The organism is Vibrio sp. THAF190c, from assembly GCF_009363355.1.
In the GTDB taxonomy this organism is placed as follows: Bacteria; Pseudomonadota; Gammaproteobacteria; order Enterobacterales; family Vibrionaceae; genus Vibrio; species Vibrio fortis_A.
On sequence record NZ_CP045338.1, the window covers coordinates 733,391 to 753,294 of the forward strand.

Sequence of the window (19,904 nt, forward strand, 5' to 3'; positions counted from 1 at the left end):
GATCACATATAATAATACAATAGTATTTTATATTCTCTGGCAACCTACATTCAGACGACATTAAGGAAAATAAAATGAAGTTGTCCTACCTTAGCTTAATTACTGCTGCTGTTTTGGCGACACCTGCTCTTGCCGCTGATACTGATATGGCGAGCCAATTCAATCTTGATCCTGCAAAAGCGCCAGCGCAAAACTTTGACCTTTCTAAATGGAAAATTAATCTGCCAGAGCTGACTACCGAAGGCCCTCGCAAAGGCAAAACCTTAGAGATCGCCAAGAGTGAGCTTGCTAATGTAGAGACACCTTATGTCCACCCTGAATGGTTCTACACAGATAAAGAGACTGGTGCGATGGTGTTTGTTGCACCAAATACAGCACCAACTACACCAAATAGTAAGAACACCCGAAGCGAATTGCGTGCAATGTTAGGTGATGACTACGCTGCGCCAGACAACAACTTCGTGGTGTCGAGCCATAGCAATGCCAAGGATTATGGTTCAATTGGTGGCCAGATGACGGCAACACTGTCGGTTGACCAAGTGAGTACCAGTGGCAACTATAAAAAGACAGGTGCGTTCTCTGTCGTGATTGGTCAGATCCACGGTTCAGACAATGAACCACTGAAGATTGTTTATCGTAAATTGCCAGAACATGAGCATGGTTCATTAACGTGGAACTACGAATTAAACCCACCAAAAGAGCTAAAGAATGCCAAAGATGAAAATGGTAAGAAGCTGCGTAAAGATATTCGCCACGATGTATTTGGTAAATACAACCTGAAGAAGGGCAGTGCAGACCCAGTTGATGGCATTAAGCTGGGGGAACTCTTCTCTTACGATGTCGATATCAAAGATACCATTATGCACCTAACGTTCACTAAGAATCCAAACTCGGACTCACCAGTAGTGAAAACATACGAAGTAGATTTAGCGGCGGGCAAATATCAAGGCCATGATGTTGACTTAGGTTATGGTCAGGACTGGATGTACTTTAAAGCGGGCGCTTATAATCAATGTAATACGAAGAAGTCGAGCTCAGCGTGTGAATGGCGCGGTATGGATGCGGGCGACTACACCAAAGCCAGTTTTTATCAACTGGTCTTAAATCAGTAATCCTCAATAAATATTTATTTTAAAAGGCCTTCTATATGAAGGTCTTTTTTATGGAAAGAGGAATATGGCTGAGGTTTTAATGTGGTGTTAAATGCGAAGCTTTCTCAACTTTAGAGCCTTAACTGGCAAGGGATCGCTCACTTTTTACCTTGATGAAAAAAGATGGAGAAAAAAATAGATTTTTTTTACCTATTCCCTTGAAAACCAGTTTGCCGCCCTTATCTATGGTGCATACGAAAGCAAATTACATTTGCACTTTAATTTTGTGTGTCGGGGTTGAATCCCCGGTAACCACCCCCACATATGTGGGTATAGCAAAAACTAAATAGAATTATTTCGGAGATAGCCTGATGGGTAAAATCATTGGTATTGATTTAGGTACTACTAACTCTTGTGTTGCTGTTCTTGACGGCGACAAACCACGCGTAATCGAGAATGCGGAAGGCGAACGCACAACTGCGTCAGTAATCGCATACACAGAAGGCGAGACGCTAGTTGGTCAACCTGCAAAACGTCAAGCTGTTACTAACCCTCAAAACACACTATTCGCTATCAAGCGTCTAATCGGTCGTCGTTTTGAAGATGAAGAAGTACAACGCGATATCGAAATCATGCCTTTCAACATTGTTAAGGCTGACAACGGTGATGCATGGGTAGAAGCGCAAGGCCAAAAAATGGCTGCTCCTCAAGTATCTGCTGAAGTACTTAAGAAGATGAAGAAAACAGCTGAAGACTTCCTAGGTGAAGAAGTAACTGGCGCTGTTGTAACTGTTCCTGCTTACTTCAACGATGCACAACGTCAAGCAACTAAAGATGCTGGCCGTATTGCTGGTCTAGACGTTAAGCGTATCATCAACGAACCAACTGCTGCTGCTCTAGCTTACGGCCTAGACAAGCAAGGTGGTGACCGCACTATCGCAGTATACGACCTTGGTGGTGGTACTTTCGATATCTCTATCATCGAGATCGACGAAGTTGAAGGCGAGAAGACATTTGAAGTTCTTTCTACTAACGGTGACACTCACCTAGGTGGTGAAGACTTCGATAACCGCATGATCAACTACCTAGTAGACGAGTTCAAGAAAGAGCAAGGCATCGATCTTAAGACTGATCCACTAGCAATGCAGCGTGTTAAAGAAGCAGCAGAAAAAGCGAAAATCGAGCTTTCTTCTACTACTCAAACTGACGTAAACCTACCTTACGTTACTGCTGATGCGACTGGTCCTAAGCACATGAACATCAAAGTGACTCGTGCGAAGCTTGAGTCTCTAGTTGAAGACCTAGTACAACGTTCTCTTGAGCCTCTAAAAGTTGCTCTAGCGGATGCTGACCTATCTGTAGGCGAAATCACTGACGTTATCCTAGTTGGTGGTCAAACTCGTATGCCTATGGTTCAAGCTAAAGTTGCTGAATTCTTCGGTAAAGAAGCTCGTAAAGACGTGAACCCTGACGAAGCAGTAGCAATGGGTGCTGCAGTTCAAGGTGGTGTACTAGCTGGTGACGTTAAAGACGTACTACTTCTAGACGTTACTCCTCTATCTTTCGGTATCGAAACGATGGGTGGCGTAATGACTAAGCTAATCGAGAAAAACACAACTATCCCTACAAAAGCGGATCAAGTGTTCTCTACAGCTGAAGACAACCAAAGCGCGGTAACTATCCACGTACTACAAGGTGAGCGTAAGCAAGCGACTTACAACAAGTCTCTTGGTCAGTTCAACCTAGAAGGTATCCAACCAGCACCACGTGGTATGCCACAAATCGAAGTAACTTTTGACCTAGATGCTGACGGTATCCTAAACGTATCTGCGAAAGATAAAGCGACTGGTAAAGAGCAGAAGATCACTATCCAAGCATCAGGCGGTCTGTCTGAGGAAGAGATCGAAGCAATGGTACAAGAAGCAGAAGCTAACAAAGAAGCGGACAAGAAGTTCGAAGAGCTAGTAACTGCACGTAACCAAGCTGACCAAATGATTCACGGTACTAAGAAGCAAGTAGAAGAAGCTGGTGAAGCTCTACCTGCAGACGAGAAAGAGAAGATCGAAGCAGCTATCGCAGCTCTAGAATCAGTTAAGTCTGGTGACGACAAAGAAGCGATCGATGCTAAAGTTCAAGAACTTATGCAAGCAGCTCAGAAGCTAATGGAAATCGCTCAACAGCAAGCTCAAGCTCAACAAGCTGGTGCTGAAGCAGGTGAGCAACCTAAGCAAGACGACGATGTTGTTGACGCTGAGTTTGAAGAAGTTAAAGACGACAAAAAATAATTTCGTCGCAGAGTAGCCTGATTTCGTTGTCGGAAGTGCTCACCTACTAGCGTAGGCTGCGCGCTTCCTCCTAGAACTCAAGCTATCTGCTTAGAAATTTGTCTCGAAGACTTATTAATACGGGCGTCAGAGGTAACTCTCACGCCCGTAAATTTGTATTTAGGCTGTCAATCTAGATAATGGCTCTCGAATCTCGAATCTCGAATCTCGAATCTCGAATCTCGAACCTTTATCTAGATTGATACACAAGCTACTGAAAGAAGTAATTTGGTAGTGGCAATAAATTTGGTGACTTAGAACATGTCAAAACGTGATTTTTACGAAGTATTAGGCGTTAGCCGTGATGCATCAGAGCGCGATATTAAAAAGGCGTACAAACGCTTAGCAATGAAGTTCCACCCAGACCGTAACCAGGGTGATGAAAGCGCAGCAGAAAAGTTTAAAGAAGTAAAAGTAGCGTACGAGATCCTTACCGATTCTCAAAAGAAAGCCGCTTACGACCAATATGGTCACGCAGCCTTTGAACAAGGCGGTATGGGCGGTGGCGGTGGCTTTGGCGGCGGTCATGGTGATTTCGGTGACATCTTTGGTGATGTGTTTGGCGATATCTTCGGTGGTGGTCGTCGTGGTGGCGGTCAGCAACGTGCACAACGTGGTTCAGACTTACGCTACAACATGGAACTGACTCTAGAAGAAGCAGTTCGTGGTGTATCTAAAGAGATCGAAGTACCAACGCTAGTTGAGTGTGACGTATGTGACGGTAGCGGTGCGAAGAAAGGTTCTTCTGCGCAAACTTGTGGCACGTGTCATGGCCACGGCCAAGTTCAAATGCGTCAAGGCTTCTTTGCGGTTCAACAAACGTGTCCAACGTGTAACGGTAAAGGCAAGATCATTAAAGACCCATGTAACTCTTGTCATGGCCAAGGTCGTAAGCAGAAGACCAAAACACTTAACGTTAAGATTCCAGCTGGCGTGGACACGGGCGACCGTATCCGTCTATCTGGCGAAGGCGAAGCGGGAGAGCAAGGTGCTCCAGCAGGCGACCTGTACGTACAAGTTCATGTAAAAGAGCACAACATCTTTGAACGTGACGGCAATAACCTTTACTGCGAAGTACCAGTAAGCTTCTCTATGGCTGCTCTGGGCGGTGAAGTTGAAGTTCCTACACTGGACGGTCGTGTAAACCTTAAGGTGCCAGAAGAGACACAAACGGGCCGTATGTTCCGTATGCGTGGCAAGGGCGTGAAAGGCGTTCGTGGCGGCGGTGTGGGTGACCTAATCGTTAAGCTAGTGGTTGAGACACCTGTTAAGCTAAGCTCTCGTCAGAAAGAACTTCTACGTGAGTTTGAAGAAACATGTGGCGGCGAAGCGGCAAGTAAGCACAAGCCTAAGTCTGAAGGTTTCTTCAGCGGCGTGAAAAACTTCTTCGATGACCTAACTAAGTAATTTAGGTGATTGAACTCTTAAGTTATTGATATTTTAACTTAATGACGAAAATCGAAAGCCTGCTCATGTAGCAGGCTTTTTTGTACCTCAAATCTAGCTTCTTATCTCTGTTTGCCTAATACCGTCTTCACATCCAACAAGCCTCTGGGTATTCAATATTGGCGTTGTTGAGGGTCAGCACTTTGGGGCTAACTCCATCAAAACAATCATCTTTATCTTGCCCAACATCTGACTGTGGTGTGGCGGTAATCGTATAAGCCGCCGAAGCTGAACTGGCAACACTGAATGAAAAGCGTGAGTTGTCTGTGTCGCAAATTAAGCAATTGCTCCCTGAGATGATACTACTCCAGTCATAACCATTATCGTAACTCGCCTCTAGCTCTAGTTGTATGCGTGCGATGTCGGAGATAGCAGCGGCGCGATGACCGCTTAAAACATGATTGGTATAGCTTGGATAGGCAATAGCACCCAAGATCCCGATGATGGCAACCACAATCAATAACTCGATCAATGTCATTCCTTGTAAACGTATGTTGTTGCTGTTGCATATATTTTTTCGAATCATCACGAGGACTTCCTTTTCACTGGTCAGGCTATTTTTCTTCGGTGATAGCATCGGTGCAAGATTAAATATGCTTACGCAATCTATTACATAAGGATTTGGGAAATGACTCGCGGGTTTACGCTTCTAGAGCTGCTGATCACTGTCGTGGTACTTTCAGTACTGTTGGCTGCGGCTGCCCCGAGTTTTAGCTCTCTGTTGGCGTCTTCCAAACTTCAAAGGCTCGCCCCTGAGGTTCATGGCCTCTTGGTGACTGCGCGCTCGGAAGCGATTGCCCGTAATCAAGAACTGCACCTGCTCTTTTTGGTTTCGGATGCGTTAGGTGCAATTGAGGATTCAGAGGGTGAGTGGGATTTGGTGGTGAGTACTACCGCTTCGTATGTTCCAGATAATGTGGTGATGCATCTTGATGGCTCAGCCTATCGAGATATCAAAGTGTCATTCAGCTTTTTAAATCAGAATTCAATCTCGATTGACGGAGTAAGGGGGCGTTTTATCAACGGCAACGTCACTATGGCTTCGGTGAGTGCACCGTCTGAAGAACTCTCGGTTAAAGCATCAAACACAACAGGGCGCATTCGGGTTTGCAGTAGCGATCCAAACAGCGATGGACGCAATAGTATTGGTCACTATGGTTATGAGATCTGCAATTAAGTCTGCTCAAGGTAGTACCTTGGTTGAGATGATGGTGGCCTCTGCAATCGGTGTGATTGTAATCGGGACGATTGGTAGTGTGTTCATCACTAACCAGCGACTCAGCTCAGAGAAAAGCCTAGAGCTGCTCCTATCACAGAACTTGTTCTCCACGACTCAAATGATGAAAGAAGAGATTTGGCGTGCTGGATATAACGCCGATGCTGGCCAATCGCTAAAGTTGTCTGGGGCATCAAATACAATTTATACCCAGCAAGTCAGTGCCGATGAGGCTTATCTTGGCTTTGTGTATCTGCAAAATAGTGCCTCGTCTGCTTACCGAAACATTGTTTATCAGTTCAAAGACAACAAGCTCAACTACTGCCTAGGGGAATCTACAGATATTTTGGCTATCGATGAAAAGCCATTCAGCAATACAAGCGGAGATGTAACGATGACGTGTCAAAGCTTGTTCTTCGAGCGACAAATTCAGGTAGATGCGTTTTCGGTATCTGTAGAAGATCTATCGAGCAGTCAGGCGAGTTCGCAAAGGGTCGACGTGACGCTTGAGGCGTCGTTAGTGAATGCGGATCAGAGCCAGAAAGTGATGACATCCGTTGTACAAAGGAATTGGCAATGACGAGCAAACAGCAACGAGGAGCGATCACGCTGTTGTTAGTGAGTATTCTGCTAGTTGGTGTGCTGATTGTTTCTCTTGGCAGTTTCAAAACCACTTACTATCAAATCAAGCGCGCGCAAAATGAGGTTCAAGCGCGCAAAGATCACTGGCAAGCGGAGGGGGGATTGGAGTGCACGTTTAGTTATCTACGCGAAACGGGTAAACAAGTCTCAGATATCGTTGGGCCATCGTCTCAACCTTCGGAGTTTATCGATTGGTGTAGTCCCTACGATCAGCAACCAAAGATCACTACGCGTAATGGCACGGTAAGTGGTAGTCATGTTGTCGAAGCGGCTCTTGATCGTTATCGAGTCACTAAAACTTTGCGGGATAGCTCTTTACTCGGAGCTGGGGCGATTCAATCCACGGGTCCTATCGAGGTGATTGGTACTCTAACCCTCCAACCAACAGCCAAAGAGACGCCAATCAATGGCAATGAGCATGAGTGCATCAGCATCGCTTTTGGCGACCTTTTTACCTATCAATATGACTCGACCCATGGTGACTCAGGGCAGGTATTAGGCTTAGAAGTGAAAGATCCAAGTGTTGATGGCCCATTCTCTGGCTTTGACGGTGTTTGTCACCCCGACTACAAAACTGAAATAGCCAAAGGCGCGACAGGCACAACCTATTCGATCTACGCACCTGATTACTATCAAAAAAACAATCCAGCGCCGTTCAAGAAAGACTTCAATCCAGACCCGACTCTTGACCCATTCTACTCGTTCTTTGGCATACCAAAAACAGAGCAGAACATTCTCGAACTCTCGCAAGATTCGGACAAGTTTAGGCAAATTCAACTGCTCAACCCAACCGACTGTGGCAGTGAAATCATGAATCATTTCACTGCCGGGCAAACAAAGGGGCTTTGGATTGAGGGCAACTGTCATATCAACGCCTCAGTAGCAGCCAATCTTAATAATGCTCAACTACTGGTGATTCACGACGGCGCTTTTGCGTTGAATGGTGCGATGACATATAACGGCGTGATTTATCACCTTGTCGATTACGCCGATAGCACAACCAAATCTCGTATTGATGACTTTTGGGAGTCGATAACCACCTCTTCGACACCCAGTGCGTTTACACCGTTTGTTAAACCACTGAATGATCCCACGGTGGAGAAAAAAACAGTAGGGATCCAATTTGCCTCAGGGCTACCCGCTGGTGGACTTATCTTTGACGTAAAGGGCGGGGTATCGACTATCGTGGGGGATATGGATCTCTATTATCGCTCAAGTGCGAACCCAACCGATCCACCGTCAATCTATCAATGGAAAAAGGGCTCTTGGAATGACTTCTAACCAAAGCGGTTTTAGCTTACTTGAAGTGCTTATCTCTTTTCTGTTGGTGGGCGTGGCGGCGTTAGGTATGGTCAAGTTACAGACCTATACTGAGCAGAAAGCGGACTATGCGATCCAGAGTGTGGAAGCACTGCATTTTGCTGAAAGGCAATTGGAGTATTACCGTACACGGGCGAACAATGTTAGTGAGGCAGTGGGGTTGATTCGTTTCTCGGAACTTCATCAGTCAAATCACTGTCTCAACACCGATAGTGCTAATCCGTTATCTGGTTTATCAGGCTCTGAATACTCACTCAGTTGTTCTGTTGAAAATGCCGATGGTGCTTTGTCGAGTGCTCTGCGCAACATTACTATCACCGTTGCATGGCAAGATCGAATGAGTCAGACGCAACGTATAACGCTCAAAACTATGCTCTCTAAATACAGTGAATTTGACTGATTCACTACGCAAACGTTTAACCGAACTCCTTTCCCTATCGCCTCAATATTGATAATTTTCACTCCTCGGACATTGTTTACGTGCTAGTTAAAAAACTGTATATGGAATGGTGTTTTTTGTGTTTTTATCTTGTTGCTGCTATATGGTATTTTTGCAAAATATATCTCCATTTATGGAATTTTAGGTGGAATCTTGTGCTTTTTTGGGGTGGTTTTAATAGAATATGTGCTGTACCAATAGGCCCTGGTCAACAACTATATTAGGCCTAAATAAAACAACATCACATATGGAGTTACCATGAGTAACCAAGCAGTAAATAAAGCACCTGCTCCTGAAAAAATCAGTGGTATGGATCGCTTTCTAAACTTCATTGAACGCGCCGGTAACAAGATCCCAGATCCTGCGATCCTGTTCTTCTGGGCACTAGTTATCGTATGGGTATCATCTGCTCTTTTGTCGAATGTTTCATTCGATCTAATTAACCCTCGTACGGGTGATGCTCTAGAAGTCAACAACCTACTTACTGGTGAGGCTCTAGCGAGTTTCCTAGCAAACATGGTAACGACATTCACAGGCTTTGCACCGCTAGGTATCGTACTGGTAGCTATGCTAGGTGTTGGTGTTGCTGACTCTTCAGGCTTCATTACTACGGGCCTAAAGAAGATGCTGAACTTCACGCCAGCTAAACTTCTAACACCAATGCTAATCCTAGTTGCTATCGTTTCTCACACAGCAGCTGACGCAGGTTACGTACTGGTTATCCCACTAGGTGGTATCATTTTCCACGCAGCGGGTCGTCACCCTCTTGCGGGTATTGCGGCAGCGTTTGCTGGTGTATCGGGTGGTTTCTCTGCAAACTTCATCCCTTCTGGTATCGACCCACTACTAGCTGGCTTCACTCAAACTGCGGCAAACGTTCTTGACCCAGACTACGTGATCAACCCACTAGCGAACATCTTCTTTACTGGTCTATCTTCAATCATCATTGTTGGTATCGGTTGGTACGTAACTGAGAAGATCATTGAACCTCGTCTTGCGAACACGCCAGTTGATGAAGATGCTGAAGAAGCACCGGATCTAGGTACCTTCACTGCGATTGAATCTAAAGCATTCAAATACGCGGGTTGGGCAATGGTTGCTGGTATCGCACTATTGGTTGCGGCTCTTATCCCAGAAAACTCTGCACTTCGTTCTCCTGAAGGTGAGCTGACGGCGTTCTCTGCACCAGTAATGAAGTCAATCGTTCCATTGATCTTCATCCTGTTCATCATCCCAGGTATCGTTTACGGCCGCGTTGCGGGTACGTTTAAGAACAGCAATGATGTTATCAAAGCGATGTCTGACACGATGGCAACGATGGGCGCATACATTGTAATGTCGTTCTTCTGTGCACAGTTCCTATCTGCATTTGGTCAATCAAACATCGGTACAATGCTAGCGCTTTACGGTGCTGAAGGCCTGAAAGCGATGGACCTACCGGGTGAAGCGACAGTTGTTGGTATGATCCTTCTAACTGCAGCCGTTAACCTTCTAGTTGGTTCTGCATCAGCTAAATGGGCTCTGATTGGTCCAATCCTAGTTCCAATGCTAATGGCGGTTGGTATCTCTCCAGAGCTATCTCAAGCGGCTTACCGTGTGGGCGATTCAGTATCTAACATCATCTCTCCACTAATGGTGTTCTTCCCACTGGTTGTTGTTTACTGTCAACGCTACGTTAAGTCGACAGGTATCGGTACATTGGCTTCTCTAATGATGCCGTTCTCTATCGCAATGCTGATCGGTTGGTCAATCTTCCTACTAGGTTACTGGGCACTAGGTATCCCACTGGGTATTCAAGCACCATACACTTACACAATGTAAGATTGAACTAAGCGATATTAAGCTTTATTGATTCCTAAGCCCGCACCGAAAAGTGTGGGCTTTTTTCGCTCTATTTTTCAATCTTTTTATATCCAAAACTTTTTGTATCAAAAAGCAAGGTACTCAGCTTATACTCCAGATCACGGCTATTTGGTGGCCGGTACAAATTAGGAAATCCCATTCATCATGAAAATTCTGCTTCTGGTAGGGTTAATTGTTTTAAATGGTCTGTTTGCCATGTCAGAGATTGCATTGGTAGCAGCAAAAAATAGTCGCTTAAAGCGTTTAGCTGAAAAGCATCGTTCTGCACAGGTCGCTCTAGACCTAAAAGAAAACCCAACGCGGTTCCTTTCTACAATCCAAATTGGTATCACGGTTATTGGCTTGCTTAGCGGTATTGTCGGTGAAGCCACACTATCAGCCCCACTTGCTGTGCAATTAGAGTTGTGGGGACTGGACGCAAGTCAGGCAAACATACTCTCGACTGCGGTTGTGGTTGTTGGTATCACTTACTTTGCGATTGTCATTGGCGAACTCGTACCCAAGCGTTTTGCGCAGTCACAAGCGGAAACCATCGCGGTATTGATTGCTCTGCCAATTCATTGGCTCTCTAAGCTCACCACGCCATTTGTGTTCGCTCTGTCTACCTCAACAGAGGGGATATTGAAGCTTATGGGACGCAATGGTAGCGAAGATAGCGTCACTGAGGATGATATCTATGCTTTGGTTAAAGAGGGCTCAGATACGGGCGTCATAGAGCGTGGCGAGCAAGAGATGATCCGAAATATCCTGCAGTTAGATGATCGACTGGTGAGCTCATTGATGACACCTCGTCGCGACGTCGACTTTCTTGATATCGAACAGCCAATTGAGGTGCTGCTGAAAAAGATCAAAAGCTCTAAACACAGTGTGTTCCCTGTGTGCCAAGAAGGCATGAGTAAGGTGCTAGGCACAGTGTCAGCAAAGGCGTTATTGAACAACAGTCATCAATTGAGTCTGCAGGTAATTATGGGGTTATCCAAACCGCCTGTTTATCTTCCTGAGTCGATGAAAGGCTTACGTTTGTTGAGCTACTTCAAAGAGTCAGGTACGCAGATGGCGTTTATCGTCGATGAGTATGGTGATGTTCAAGGCTTGGTTACCCATTACGATGTGCTTGAAGCGATTGCGGGTGAATTGTCTAGTAATCCGAATGACCTTTGGACGGAGCAAACAGAGCAGGGCATGCTGGTGGATGGTCTGATTCCGATCAGCGAGCTTAAGAATCGGTTAGACCTTTCTGAACTAGAAGGTGAGGAAGAGGGCTTTCAAACACTCAACGGCATGATCACTTGGCTCATGGGCCGCTTACCAGACGTCGGTGAAATGGTGCAGTGCCAACAATGGTCATTTGAAATTGTCGCCGTAGAGAACAACCGAATCACGAAGGTTAAGGCCTTACCGTTAGAGCAAGAAGTAGCCGAATAGTACATTTCCATTTTCGATGATGTTCAAATAAAGGTATGCTCAGCGCATGCCTTTTTTGTTTTTGGGAGTTTCTTTTGTCTGACCATCAATTTACATCGCAAGATGAAGCCTTTATGCGCCGCGCTATGGAGTTAGCACATCAAGCTGAGCTCGAAGGTGAAGTGCCTGTTGGGGCAGTATTGGTAAAAGATGGTGAAATTATCTCAGAAGGGTGGAACCGTTCGATTGGTAGCCATGATGCGACCGCGCATGCTGAGATTGAAACCCTGCGTAAGGCGGGTCAAACATTAGAGAACTACCGTCTTCTCGATACCACGCTCTATGTAACATTAGAGCCATGCCCTATGTGTGCAGGCGCTCTTCTTCATAGCCGAGTGAAGCGTATTGTCTTTGGAGCACCAGACTTGAAAGCAGGGGCTGCTGGTACAGTATTGAATCTGTTCGATAGCCAAGCGTCTTACCATTATGCAGACGTAGAACACGGCTTGTTGGAAGAGGAGTGTCGATCTCAACTACAGGCGTTTTTCAAAAGGCGTCGTAAAGAGATTAAAGAGAAAAAGCAGCAACAGAAGTTAGCGCAAGCAAAAGACGCTCAAGAAGGGAGCTAGTTTAACGGCGCGTTACTTTTAGGTAGATATAATCAGCGGCTTTCGATTCTAGCAAACATCCAATACTGTTCGAATTGAGGTGTCAGAGTGACATTTCGAGATTGAATTAGATGCTTGCTGATGATGTTTTTTCAGTTTAAAGCATCTGTACGAAAGCTCGGTTTCGCCAGATGATCTTCTTCTTGTTGTTGGCTAGCATGCGCTTACGGCGGTTAGCCACTACGGTTTTATAAAGGCGTTTAGAGCGTAACTTACGTTTCATCTTTTTTAACGGCCTCCCACTATCAATATCAGCTGTGTTTAGCAGCCAGAGTTAAGATTAAATATACCCAATACAAGCTCTTTGAGTATGTTAGTTTGCAGCGCCACTTCAACGGCACCCACCTTATAGGTCAGTTCTGTTGCAAATTAATGACAACACGCCCTAGTTATTCTTCATATGTATGGCAATCAAAGAGGCTTTTCAAGTAGCAAAATCGGGTTGAGTGATTGTGATAGCAGACTGAATTGAGAGAGTGGTTAGCTTTTCGCCAAGTGAGATAATAGGCATTCCCTTCATAAACAAAAACACCGGCCAATTAGCCGGTGTTTTTTAGTTAGGAGAGAGTTTAGATTGCTTCGCCGTTTACAGTCACTGCAACATCGATGTTGCCACGGACTGCGTTTGAGTATGGGCAAACCTGATGAGCGACTCGAGTCAACTCAAGAGCTTGTTCTTGTGGGAGGTCTAGCTCGACTGCAAGGCTTACGGTAAGCGCAAATCCACCTGCCTGATTTGGACCGATACCAACTTCTGCAGTCACTGGTGCTTTGGTTAGAGTAACTTTCGCTTCACGAGCAACGTGCAGGATAGCGTTTGAGAAACAAGCTGAATAACCTGCAGCAAATAGCTGTTCCGGGTTAGTAGCTAGCCCAGTGCCTCCCATCTCTTTTGGGTAAGCCAGTTCTAGCTCTAGTAAACCATCGTCAGTTTTCACTTGTCCATTACGGCCAGCAAGAGCGGTTGCTTGAGTTGTGTAGAGTGTTGTCATATCGATTCTCTTTTTATTTTAAGTTGCGCACAATTTAATTTCTTGCAATTTTATATCGAAATAAACCGTGAATGCAACTATATTGTGCGCAATTTATTTTTAGTGTTCGCGCCAATCAAACCAGAAGTAGAGAACGATATGAGTAATGATGATCAGTTATTGTTGGATAATCAGGTGTGCTTTCCTCTGTATAGTGCAGCGAATGCTATGGTTCGAGCATATCGCCCGTTATTGGATGCGTTGGATTTAACCTACCCTCAATATTTGGTGATGATGGTGCTTTGGGAGCAAGATGGTGCCAGTGTGAAAGACATTGGCTCACGACTGCATTTAGACTCGGGTACTTTGACGCCACTTTTGAAAAGGCTAGAAGGCAAAGGGTTTGTTGAGCGAAGCCGTTGTGAGCACGATGAGCGTGTGCGAGTGCTCAAATTGACAGAGAGTGGAGCAGAGCTAAAAACTCAGGCGAGATCTGTTCCTGATGCGATGAAGTGCAAGTTGACCTTGGAGCTGGATGAATTGTTGGCTTTGAAGACTTTGTGCGAAAAGGTATTAGAGAAGCTCGGTTAGTATTATCTTCAAGACAAACAGCAAAAAGCCACACCTATGTGTGGCTTTTTCATTGATGGTGAACTGCGTTCTATTCTTCGCTCGGTACTGTGTCGCTCGCTTCGGCTGCGGAGACCGCACCACTGATGGTTGAGTCTGCTCCTGAAATCGCAAGCGGCGGAATCACGATAAGGTCTTCCATACTTGCTTCACGCTCCTCTTCGGTACGTTTATTTACGTGGCCGATGATACTTTGGTAATAACGACGAATGTTCTCTACATAGTTCTTGGCTTCGTCACCACGAGCATAACCGTAGCGGGTTTGGCTGTAGTACTTCTTCTGTCTTAGTAGAGGCAGTCTGTCTTTTACGTCACTCCAAGAGTCCGGATCGCCACCTTGTGCTTTAGTGAGTCGACGCGCATCCATCATATGCCCATAGCCAACATTATAGGAAGCAAGAGCAAACCAGATCTTCTCATGCTGCTTGATGGAGTCAGGGATTCGGTTAACGATACGACGCAGATATTCCACACCACCTTGAACCGACTGTTTTGGGTCCAAACGATTTGTCACACCCACGCTCTTGGCGGTCGGTAGGGTTAACATCATCATGCCTCGCACCCCTGTCGGAGATTTCGCAACAGGATTCCAGTGAGACTCTTGATAAGCCAATGCGGCAATCAAGCGCCAGTCAAACTCTTGCGAGTACTCTTGGAATAGTGGTGACCATTTCGGTAGTTTGCTATCAAGTGCTCGAATGAAGGCGCGAGTGTCTACGTAATCGAAGCTTCCAATGTGACCTATGTATTTCTCTTCTAGAGTTGCGAGTTCACCAGACTGTTTAAGATTACCGAAGAACTCAATCAGCAACGCATACAAGCTTTCATCTTCCGATTTCTTTAAGTACCAAGAGATAGGTTGGTCTTCCGTTAACTCGAACGCAAGTGCCAGGTCAGGGTAGAGGCGTTGTGCCAGTGATAGCTCAATGGAGTCTGCAACGGTAAAGCTCAGCTCACCCTTAGAAACCTGTCTTAATAGATCGTTTATATCTGCATTACCAACCGACTCGTAGATAAAGTCAGGGTTGGATTGTTGAAGTTGGTTTAGAGTTGGTTCGAAGTGAGACTCTTCAATCACAACAAGAGCAGGAGCCAATCTGTCGTTGATGGTTGTTAGCTCACTGTTTTCTTCATTCTGCTCTTGGTTTTGTTGTTCAATGAACTCTGCTTGGCGTTTGTTCTCAAATTCAATCAGCTGTTCTAGGTTACGCGGACGCCATTGACCTTTCTTGTACACGACTTGTTGGCTTACGTAATAGTAAGCTGGTGCAGCACGGTAGCCGCGGGTGTGCTCATTGTTCTGAGTTAGTCCTGTTGCGATAAGGTCGATTTCACCTTTTTGCAAAGCAGGGAATAAGCCAGACAAACGGTATGCTGGTTTCATTTCTAGTTGCACGCCGAGCTGCTCTGCAAACTCTCGAGCCAATTCATAATCCAAACCCGCAGGGCCATCTGGGCCGATATAGTAAGAGAGCTGGTTATTGAGTGTTCCAACTCTTAATACGCCGCGCTCTCGGATCTGCTCCAAGTCGCTTTTCGGTTCCGACTCAATTTGACAACCTGCTAAACCAGTAATGGCGATCGCGATGAGAAGAAGTTTGGATGAAAAAAAGCGCGTAAATGTATGCATCAAAATGAAATCTCAAAAAAGTGACTTCCCTTTATATCAAACCGTTTACTCCCGGCAAAGTGACTTTGGGTAAACGGAAGTAAAAGTGGCTAGAAATGCAGCAAAAGTAACAATTGCCAAGAAACATGAAAAAAATGACGCAAACGGTTGCTTTTTTGGTTACGTCACAAAAATAATTGCTATATAATGCGCCCGCAACAGAGAGGTGGAATCGGCATAGGTTCGAAGAAAAACAGTTAGGTTACTCCTAAAACCCACTGAATTTATTCCAATATCACCTTAATCAATTGCATAAGAGACCTAAGCACATGAGAATTTTTCGTGGCTCCCCAGCTCTATCTGAATTTCGTGTTAACAAGCTTTTAGAGCTTTGTCGTGAACTTGGCCTACCTGTTACAGGCATCTACGCTGAATTTGCGCACTTTGCAGATCTAACTGCCGACCTAAATGATCAAGAAGTTGAGAAACTAGAAAAACTTCTGACTTACGGTCCAACAATTGAAGAGCACGCACCAGAAGGTCTTCTTCTACTAGCAACTCCTCGCCCGGGCACTATTTCGCCTTGGTCTTCAAAATCAACGGATATCGCAAACAACTGTGGTCTAGATAAGATCGCACGTCTTGAGCGCGGTACCGCTTACTACATCGAATCATCGGCAGAGCTTTCTGAGCTTCAACTTGTTGAGCTAAAAGCTATCCTGCACGATCGTATGATGGAAGTTATCTTTACAGACTTTGATTCAGCAGCAGCGCTTTTCCAAGTAGCTGAGCCAGCTCCAGTGGCTGATGTTGACCTACTAAATGGCGGTCGAGAAGCACTAGTAACTGCAAACGTAACCCTTGGTCTTGCTCTTGCTGATGACGAAATTGAGTACCTTTACGATGCGTTCGTAAACAAGCTAGATCGCAACCCAACTGACATCGAGCTAATGATGTTTGCACAGGCGAACTCAGAGCACTGTCGTCACAAGATCTTCAATGCTGACTGGACTATCGACGGCGTGAAGCAAGAGAAGTCTCTGTTCAAGATGATCAAGAACACATTCGAAACGACGCCTGAAAACGTACTGTCTGCATACAAAGATAACGCAGCAGTAATGGTAGGTTCTGATGTAGGCCGTTTCTTCCCGAACCCAGAAACTCGCCAGTACGGTTACAACCAAGAGAAAGCGCACATCCTAATGAAGGTGGAAACGCACAACCACCCAACTGCTATCTCTCCTTGGCCGGGCGCTTCTACGGGTTCTGGTGGTGAAATCCGTGACGAAGGCGCAACAGGTATTGGTGGTAAGCCAAAAGCTGGTCTTGTTGGTTTCACGACATCTAACCTACGTATTCCAGGTTTTGAACAGCCATGGGAAACAGACTTCGGTAAGCCAGGTCGCATCGTTAACGCACTAGATATCATGCTAGAAGGCCCACTTGGTGGCGCGGCGTTCAACAACGAATTCGGTCGTCCAAACCTACTGGGTTACTTCCGTACTTACGAAGAAAAAGTGAACTCTCATGCAGGTGAAGAAGTTCGTGGTTACCACAAGCCAATCATGATTGCTGGTGGTATGGGTAACATCCGTGACGAGCACGTACAGAAGAAAGAGATCCCAGTAGGTGCAAGCCTAATCGTACTTGGTGGTCCTGCGATGAACATCGGCCTTGGTGGCGGTGCAGCATCTTCAATGGCATCGGGTCAATCAGCAGAAGACCTAGATTTTGCATCTGTACAGCGTGAAAACCCAGAGATGGAACGTCGTTGTCAGGAAGTTATTGACCGTTGTTGGCAGCTTGGCGACGAGAACCCAATTGCATTCATCCACGATGTGGGCGCGGGCGGTATCTCTAACGCACTTCCTGAGCTTGTAGACGATGGCGAGCGTGGTGGTATCTTCCAACTGCGCGATGTACCAAATGATGAACCAGGCATGAGCCCACTTGAGATCTGGTGTAACGAATCTCAAGAACGCTACGTAATGGCAGTTGCGCCAGAGAATATGGAAGTATTCGATGCAATCTGTAAGCGTGAGCGCGCACCATACGCAGTTGTTGGTATCGCAACAGAAGAACGCGAGCTTAAACTTGAAGATTCACACTTCGATAACACGCCAATCGATATGCCAATGGATGTACTTCTTGGTAAGACGCCTAAGATGCACCGTGATGCGAAGACGCTAAAAGCGAACAACCCTGCAGTTAACCGTGATGGTATTGAGCTAAACGAAGCAGCAGATCGCGTTCTACGTCTTCCAACGGTTGCAGAAAAAACATTCCTTATCACGATCGGTGACCGCACGGTGACAGGCCTTGTTGCTCGTGACCAAATGGTTGGCCCTTGGCAGGTGCCAGTAGCAAACTGTGCAGTAACAGCTGCAAGCTACGACACTTACCACGGTGAAGCGATGTCGATGGGTGAGCGTACACCAGTTGCTCTACTAGACTTCGGTGCTTCAGCTCGTCTAGCGGTGGGTGAAGCAATCACTAACATCGCAGCGACTAACATCGGTGATATCAAACACATTAAACTGTCTGCGAACTGGATGTCTCCAGCAGGTCACCCAGGTGAAGATGCAGGTCTTTACGAAGCGGTAAAAGCGGTAGGTGAAGAGCTATGTCCAGCGCTTGGTCTGACTATCCCAGTTGGTAAAGACTCAATGTCGATGAAGACTAAGTGGGAAGAGAACGGCGAGCAGAAAGAAGTAACGTCTCCGCTGTCTCTAATCATCACGGCGTTTGCTCGTGTTGAAGATGTACGCAAGACAATCACTCCACAGCTTCGTACTGACAAGGGTGACACGTCACTGGTTCTTATCGACCTAGGTAACGGTCAAAACCGTCTAGGCGCGACAGCTCTAGCACAGGTTTACAAGCAGCTTGGTGATAAGCCAGCAGACGTAGACAACGCAGCACAGCTAAAAGGTTTCTACGAGGGTGTTCAAACTCTAGTAGCAAACGACCAAGTAGTCGCTTACCACGATAAGGGCGATGGTGGTCTATTCGTTACTCTTGCTGAGATGGCATTCGCAGGTCACTGTGGTGTTAAAGCGGACATTGCTGACCTTTATTCAGAAGAGAAGGGCGAAGATGCAATAGCGGCACTATTCAACGAAGAGTTAGGTGCGGTACTTCAAGTTAAGAACGATGACCTAGACGCTGTACTCTCTACGCTAGCTGCAAACGGCCTTGAAGCATGTTCACACGTAATTGGCTCTGTAGAAGCGTCTGATGAGCTAGTGATTACTTCTGGTGACACTGTAGTTCTTGAGCGTAACCGTACTGAACTACGTACTATCTGGGCTGAGACAACGCATAAGATGCAAGGTCTACGTGACAACCCAGCATGTGCTGACCAAGAACACGAAGCGAAGAAAGATAACTCAGACCCAGGTCTAAACGTTAAGCTAAGCTTTGATGTGAACGAAGACATCGCAGCGCCATTCATCGCGAAAGGTGCTAAGCCTAAGATGGCAATCCTACGTGAGCAGGGCGTTAACTCTCACGTTGAGATGGCAGCAGCATTTGACCGTGCCGGCTTTGAAGCAACGGATATCCACATGAGTGATATTCTAACCGGTCAAGCGGTACTAGAAGAGTACAACGGTCTAGTGGCTTGTGGTGGTTTCTCTTACGGTGACGTATTAGGTGCGGGTGAAGGTTGGGCGAAGTCTATCCTGTTCAATGAGCAAGCTCGTAGCCAGTTTGAAGGTTTCTTCCAGCGTGAAGATACCTTCTCCCTAGGTGTATGTAACGGCTGTCAGATGCTATCGAATCTGAAAGAACTAATCCCAGGTGCCGATCTGTGGCCACGCTTCGTTCGTAACGAATCTGAGCGTTTTGAAGCTCGTTTTAGCCTAGTAGAAGTTCAGAAATCTGACTCTGTATTCTTCGACGGCATGGCAGGCTCTCGTATGCCAATCGCAGTGTCTCACGGTGAAGGCCGCGTAGAAGTGCGTGATGCTGACCACCTAGCAGCGATTGAAGCATCAGGCACAGTTGCAGTTCGTTACGTGGATAACCACGGTAACGCGACTCAGCAATACCCGAACAACCCGAACGGCTCTCCAAACGCAATCACAGGTCTAACGACTCAAGATGGCCGCGTAACTATCATGATGCCGCACCCAGAGCGTGTGTTCCGCACAGTAGCGAACTCATGGTCTCCTGAAGGTTGGGGCGAGAACGGCGCTTGGATGCGTATGTTCCAAAACGCACGTAAGAACTTAGGTTAATCTGCCTTAGTTTAATACACATCTTGGTTGTGTATTGCAC

16 protein-coding genes are annotated in these 19,904 nt (G+C 46.1%); 12 read left to right on the top strand and 4 right to left on the bottom strand.

What is annotated here, in order from left to right:
* Positions 1–74: 74 nt before the first annotated feature.
* The 3 genes from FIV04_RS03260 to dnaJ all read left to right on the top strand — a co-directional run bounded on the left by FIV04_RS03260 (position 75) and on the right by dnaJ (position 4,822).
* Entirely contained in the window at positions 75–1,112 is a 1,038-nt protein-coding gene (locus FIV04_RS03260; protein ID WP_152468254.1) for a polysaccharide lyase family 7 protein, read from the top strand.
* Between the two features lie 350 nt (positions 1,113–1,462).
* Positions 1,463–3,376 (top strand): molecular chaperone DnaK, encoded by a 1,914-nt coding sequence (gene dnaK / locus FIV04_RS03265; RefSeq protein ID WP_150871198.1) that lies wholly within the window; start codon positions 1,463–1,465, stop codon positions 3,374–3,376.
* 300 nt (positions 3,377–3,676) lie between these two features.
* The gene (gene dnaJ, locus FIV04_RS03270; RefSeq protein ID WP_152468255.1) at positions 3,677–4,822 is read left to right on the top strand and encodes a molecular chaperone DnaJ; all 1,146 of its coding nucleotides are present in this window, start codon (positions 3,677–3,679) and stop codon (positions 4,820–4,822) included.
* Positions 4,823–4,949: 127 nt separating this feature from the next.
* Here dnaJ and FIV04_RS03275 read toward each other — a convergent pair whose 3' ends face one another.
* On the bottom strand, positions 4,950–5,387 hold the full coding sequence (locus FIV04_RS03275; RefSeq protein ID WP_152469519.1) for a type IV pilin protein: 438 nt from the start codon (positions 5,385–5,387) through the stop codon (positions 4,950–4,952).
* A gap of 102 nt (positions 5,388–5,489) precedes the next feature.
* Here FIV04_RS03275 and FIV04_RS03280 point away from each other — a divergent pair, with 102 nt between their 5' ends.
* The 7 genes from FIV04_RS03280 to tadA all read left to right on the top strand — a co-directional run bounded on the left by FIV04_RS03280 (position 5,490) and on the right by tadA (position 12,374).
* Positions 5,490–6,038: a GspH/FimT family pseudopilin gene (locus FIV04_RS03280; protein WP_152468256.1), complete on the top strand. Its 549-nt coding sequence runs from the start codon at positions 5,490–5,492 to the stop codon at positions 6,036–6,038.
* Positions 6,022–6,657, top strand: a complete 636-nt coding sequence (locus FIV04_RS03285) for a PilW family protein (RefSeq protein ID WP_253895371.1) — start codon at positions 6,022–6,024, stop codon at positions 6,655–6,657. The genes FIV04_RS03280 and FIV04_RS03285 overlap by 17 nt, the downstream gene beginning before the upstream one ends.
* The gene (locus tag FIV04_RS03290) at positions 6,654–8,000 is read left to right on the top strand and encodes a hypothetical protein (RefSeq protein WP_152468257.1); all 1,347 of its coding nucleotides are present in this window, start codon (positions 6,654–6,656) and stop codon (positions 7,998–8,000) included. Before FIV04_RS03285 ends, FIV04_RS03290 begins: the two co-directional genes overlap by 4 nt.
* Positions 7,990–8,439, top strand: a complete 450-nt coding sequence (locus FIV04_RS03295; protein WP_152468258.1) for a prepilin-type N-terminal cleavage/methylation domain-containing protein — start codon at positions 7,990–7,992, stop codon at positions 8,437–8,439. The genes FIV04_RS03290 and FIV04_RS03295 overlap by 11 nt, the downstream gene beginning before the upstream one ends.
* Positions 8,440–8,736: 297 nt before the next feature.
* Positions 8,737–10,299, top strand: coding sequence for an AbgT family transporter (locus FIV04_RS03300; protein ID WP_150871211.1), 1,563 nt, complete (start codon positions 8,737–8,739; stop codon positions 10,297–10,299).
* Between the two features lie 186 nt (positions 10,300–10,485).
* The gene (locus FIV04_RS03305; RefSeq protein ID WP_152468259.1) at positions 10,486–11,766 is read left to right on the top strand and encodes a hemolysin family protein; all 1,281 of its coding nucleotides are present in this window, start codon (positions 10,486–10,488) and stop codon (positions 11,764–11,766) included.
* Positions 11,767–11,801: 35 nt separating this feature from the next.
* Complete coding sequence (gene tadA / locus FIV04_RS03310; RefSeq protein WP_050487422.1) at positions 11,802–12,374, top strand: tRNA adenosine(34) deaminase TadA; 573 nt, start codon at positions 11,802–11,804, stop codon at positions 12,372–12,374.
* 136 nt (positions 12,375–12,510) lie between these two features.
* Here the strand turns inward: tadA and FIV04_RS27310 are convergent, their stop codons facing one another.
* Positions 12,511–12,636, bottom strand: coding sequence for a hypothetical protein (locus FIV04_RS27310; RefSeq protein ID WP_261903694.1), 126 nt, complete (start codon positions 12,634–12,636; stop codon positions 12,511–12,513).
* A 346-nt stretch (positions 12,637–12,982) separates the two neighbouring features.
* Positions 12,983–13,405 (bottom strand): organic hydroperoxide resistance protein, encoded by a 423-nt coding sequence (locus tag FIV04_RS03315; protein ID WP_032551389.1) that lies wholly within the window; start codon positions 13,403–13,405, stop codon positions 12,983–12,985.
* 138 nt (positions 13,406–13,543) lie between these two features.
* Between FIV04_RS03315 and FIV04_RS03320 the strand changes: the two genes are divergently transcribed.
* A complete protein-coding gene (locus FIV04_RS03320) occupies positions 13,544–13,975 on the top strand; it encodes a MarR family winged helix-turn-helix transcriptional regulator (protein ID WP_152469521.1) in 432 nt (143 codons plus the stop codon).
* A 70-nt stretch (positions 13,976–14,045) separates the two neighbouring features.
* Here the strand turns inward: FIV04_RS03320 and mltF are convergent, their stop codons facing one another.
* Entirely contained in the window at positions 14,046–15,644 is a 1,599-nt protein-coding gene (gene mltF, locus FIV04_RS03325) for a membrane-bound lytic murein transglycosylase MltF (protein WP_152468260.1), read from the bottom strand.
* 308 nt (positions 15,645–15,952) lie between these two features.
* Between mltF and purL the strand changes: the two genes are divergently transcribed.
* Positions 15,953–19,864, top strand: a complete 3,912-nt coding sequence (purL, locus tag FIV04_RS03330) for a phosphoribosylformylglycinamidine synthase (protein ID WP_152468261.1) — start codon at positions 15,953–15,955, stop codon at positions 19,862–19,864.
* Positions 19,865–19,904 lie beyond the last annotated feature (40 nt).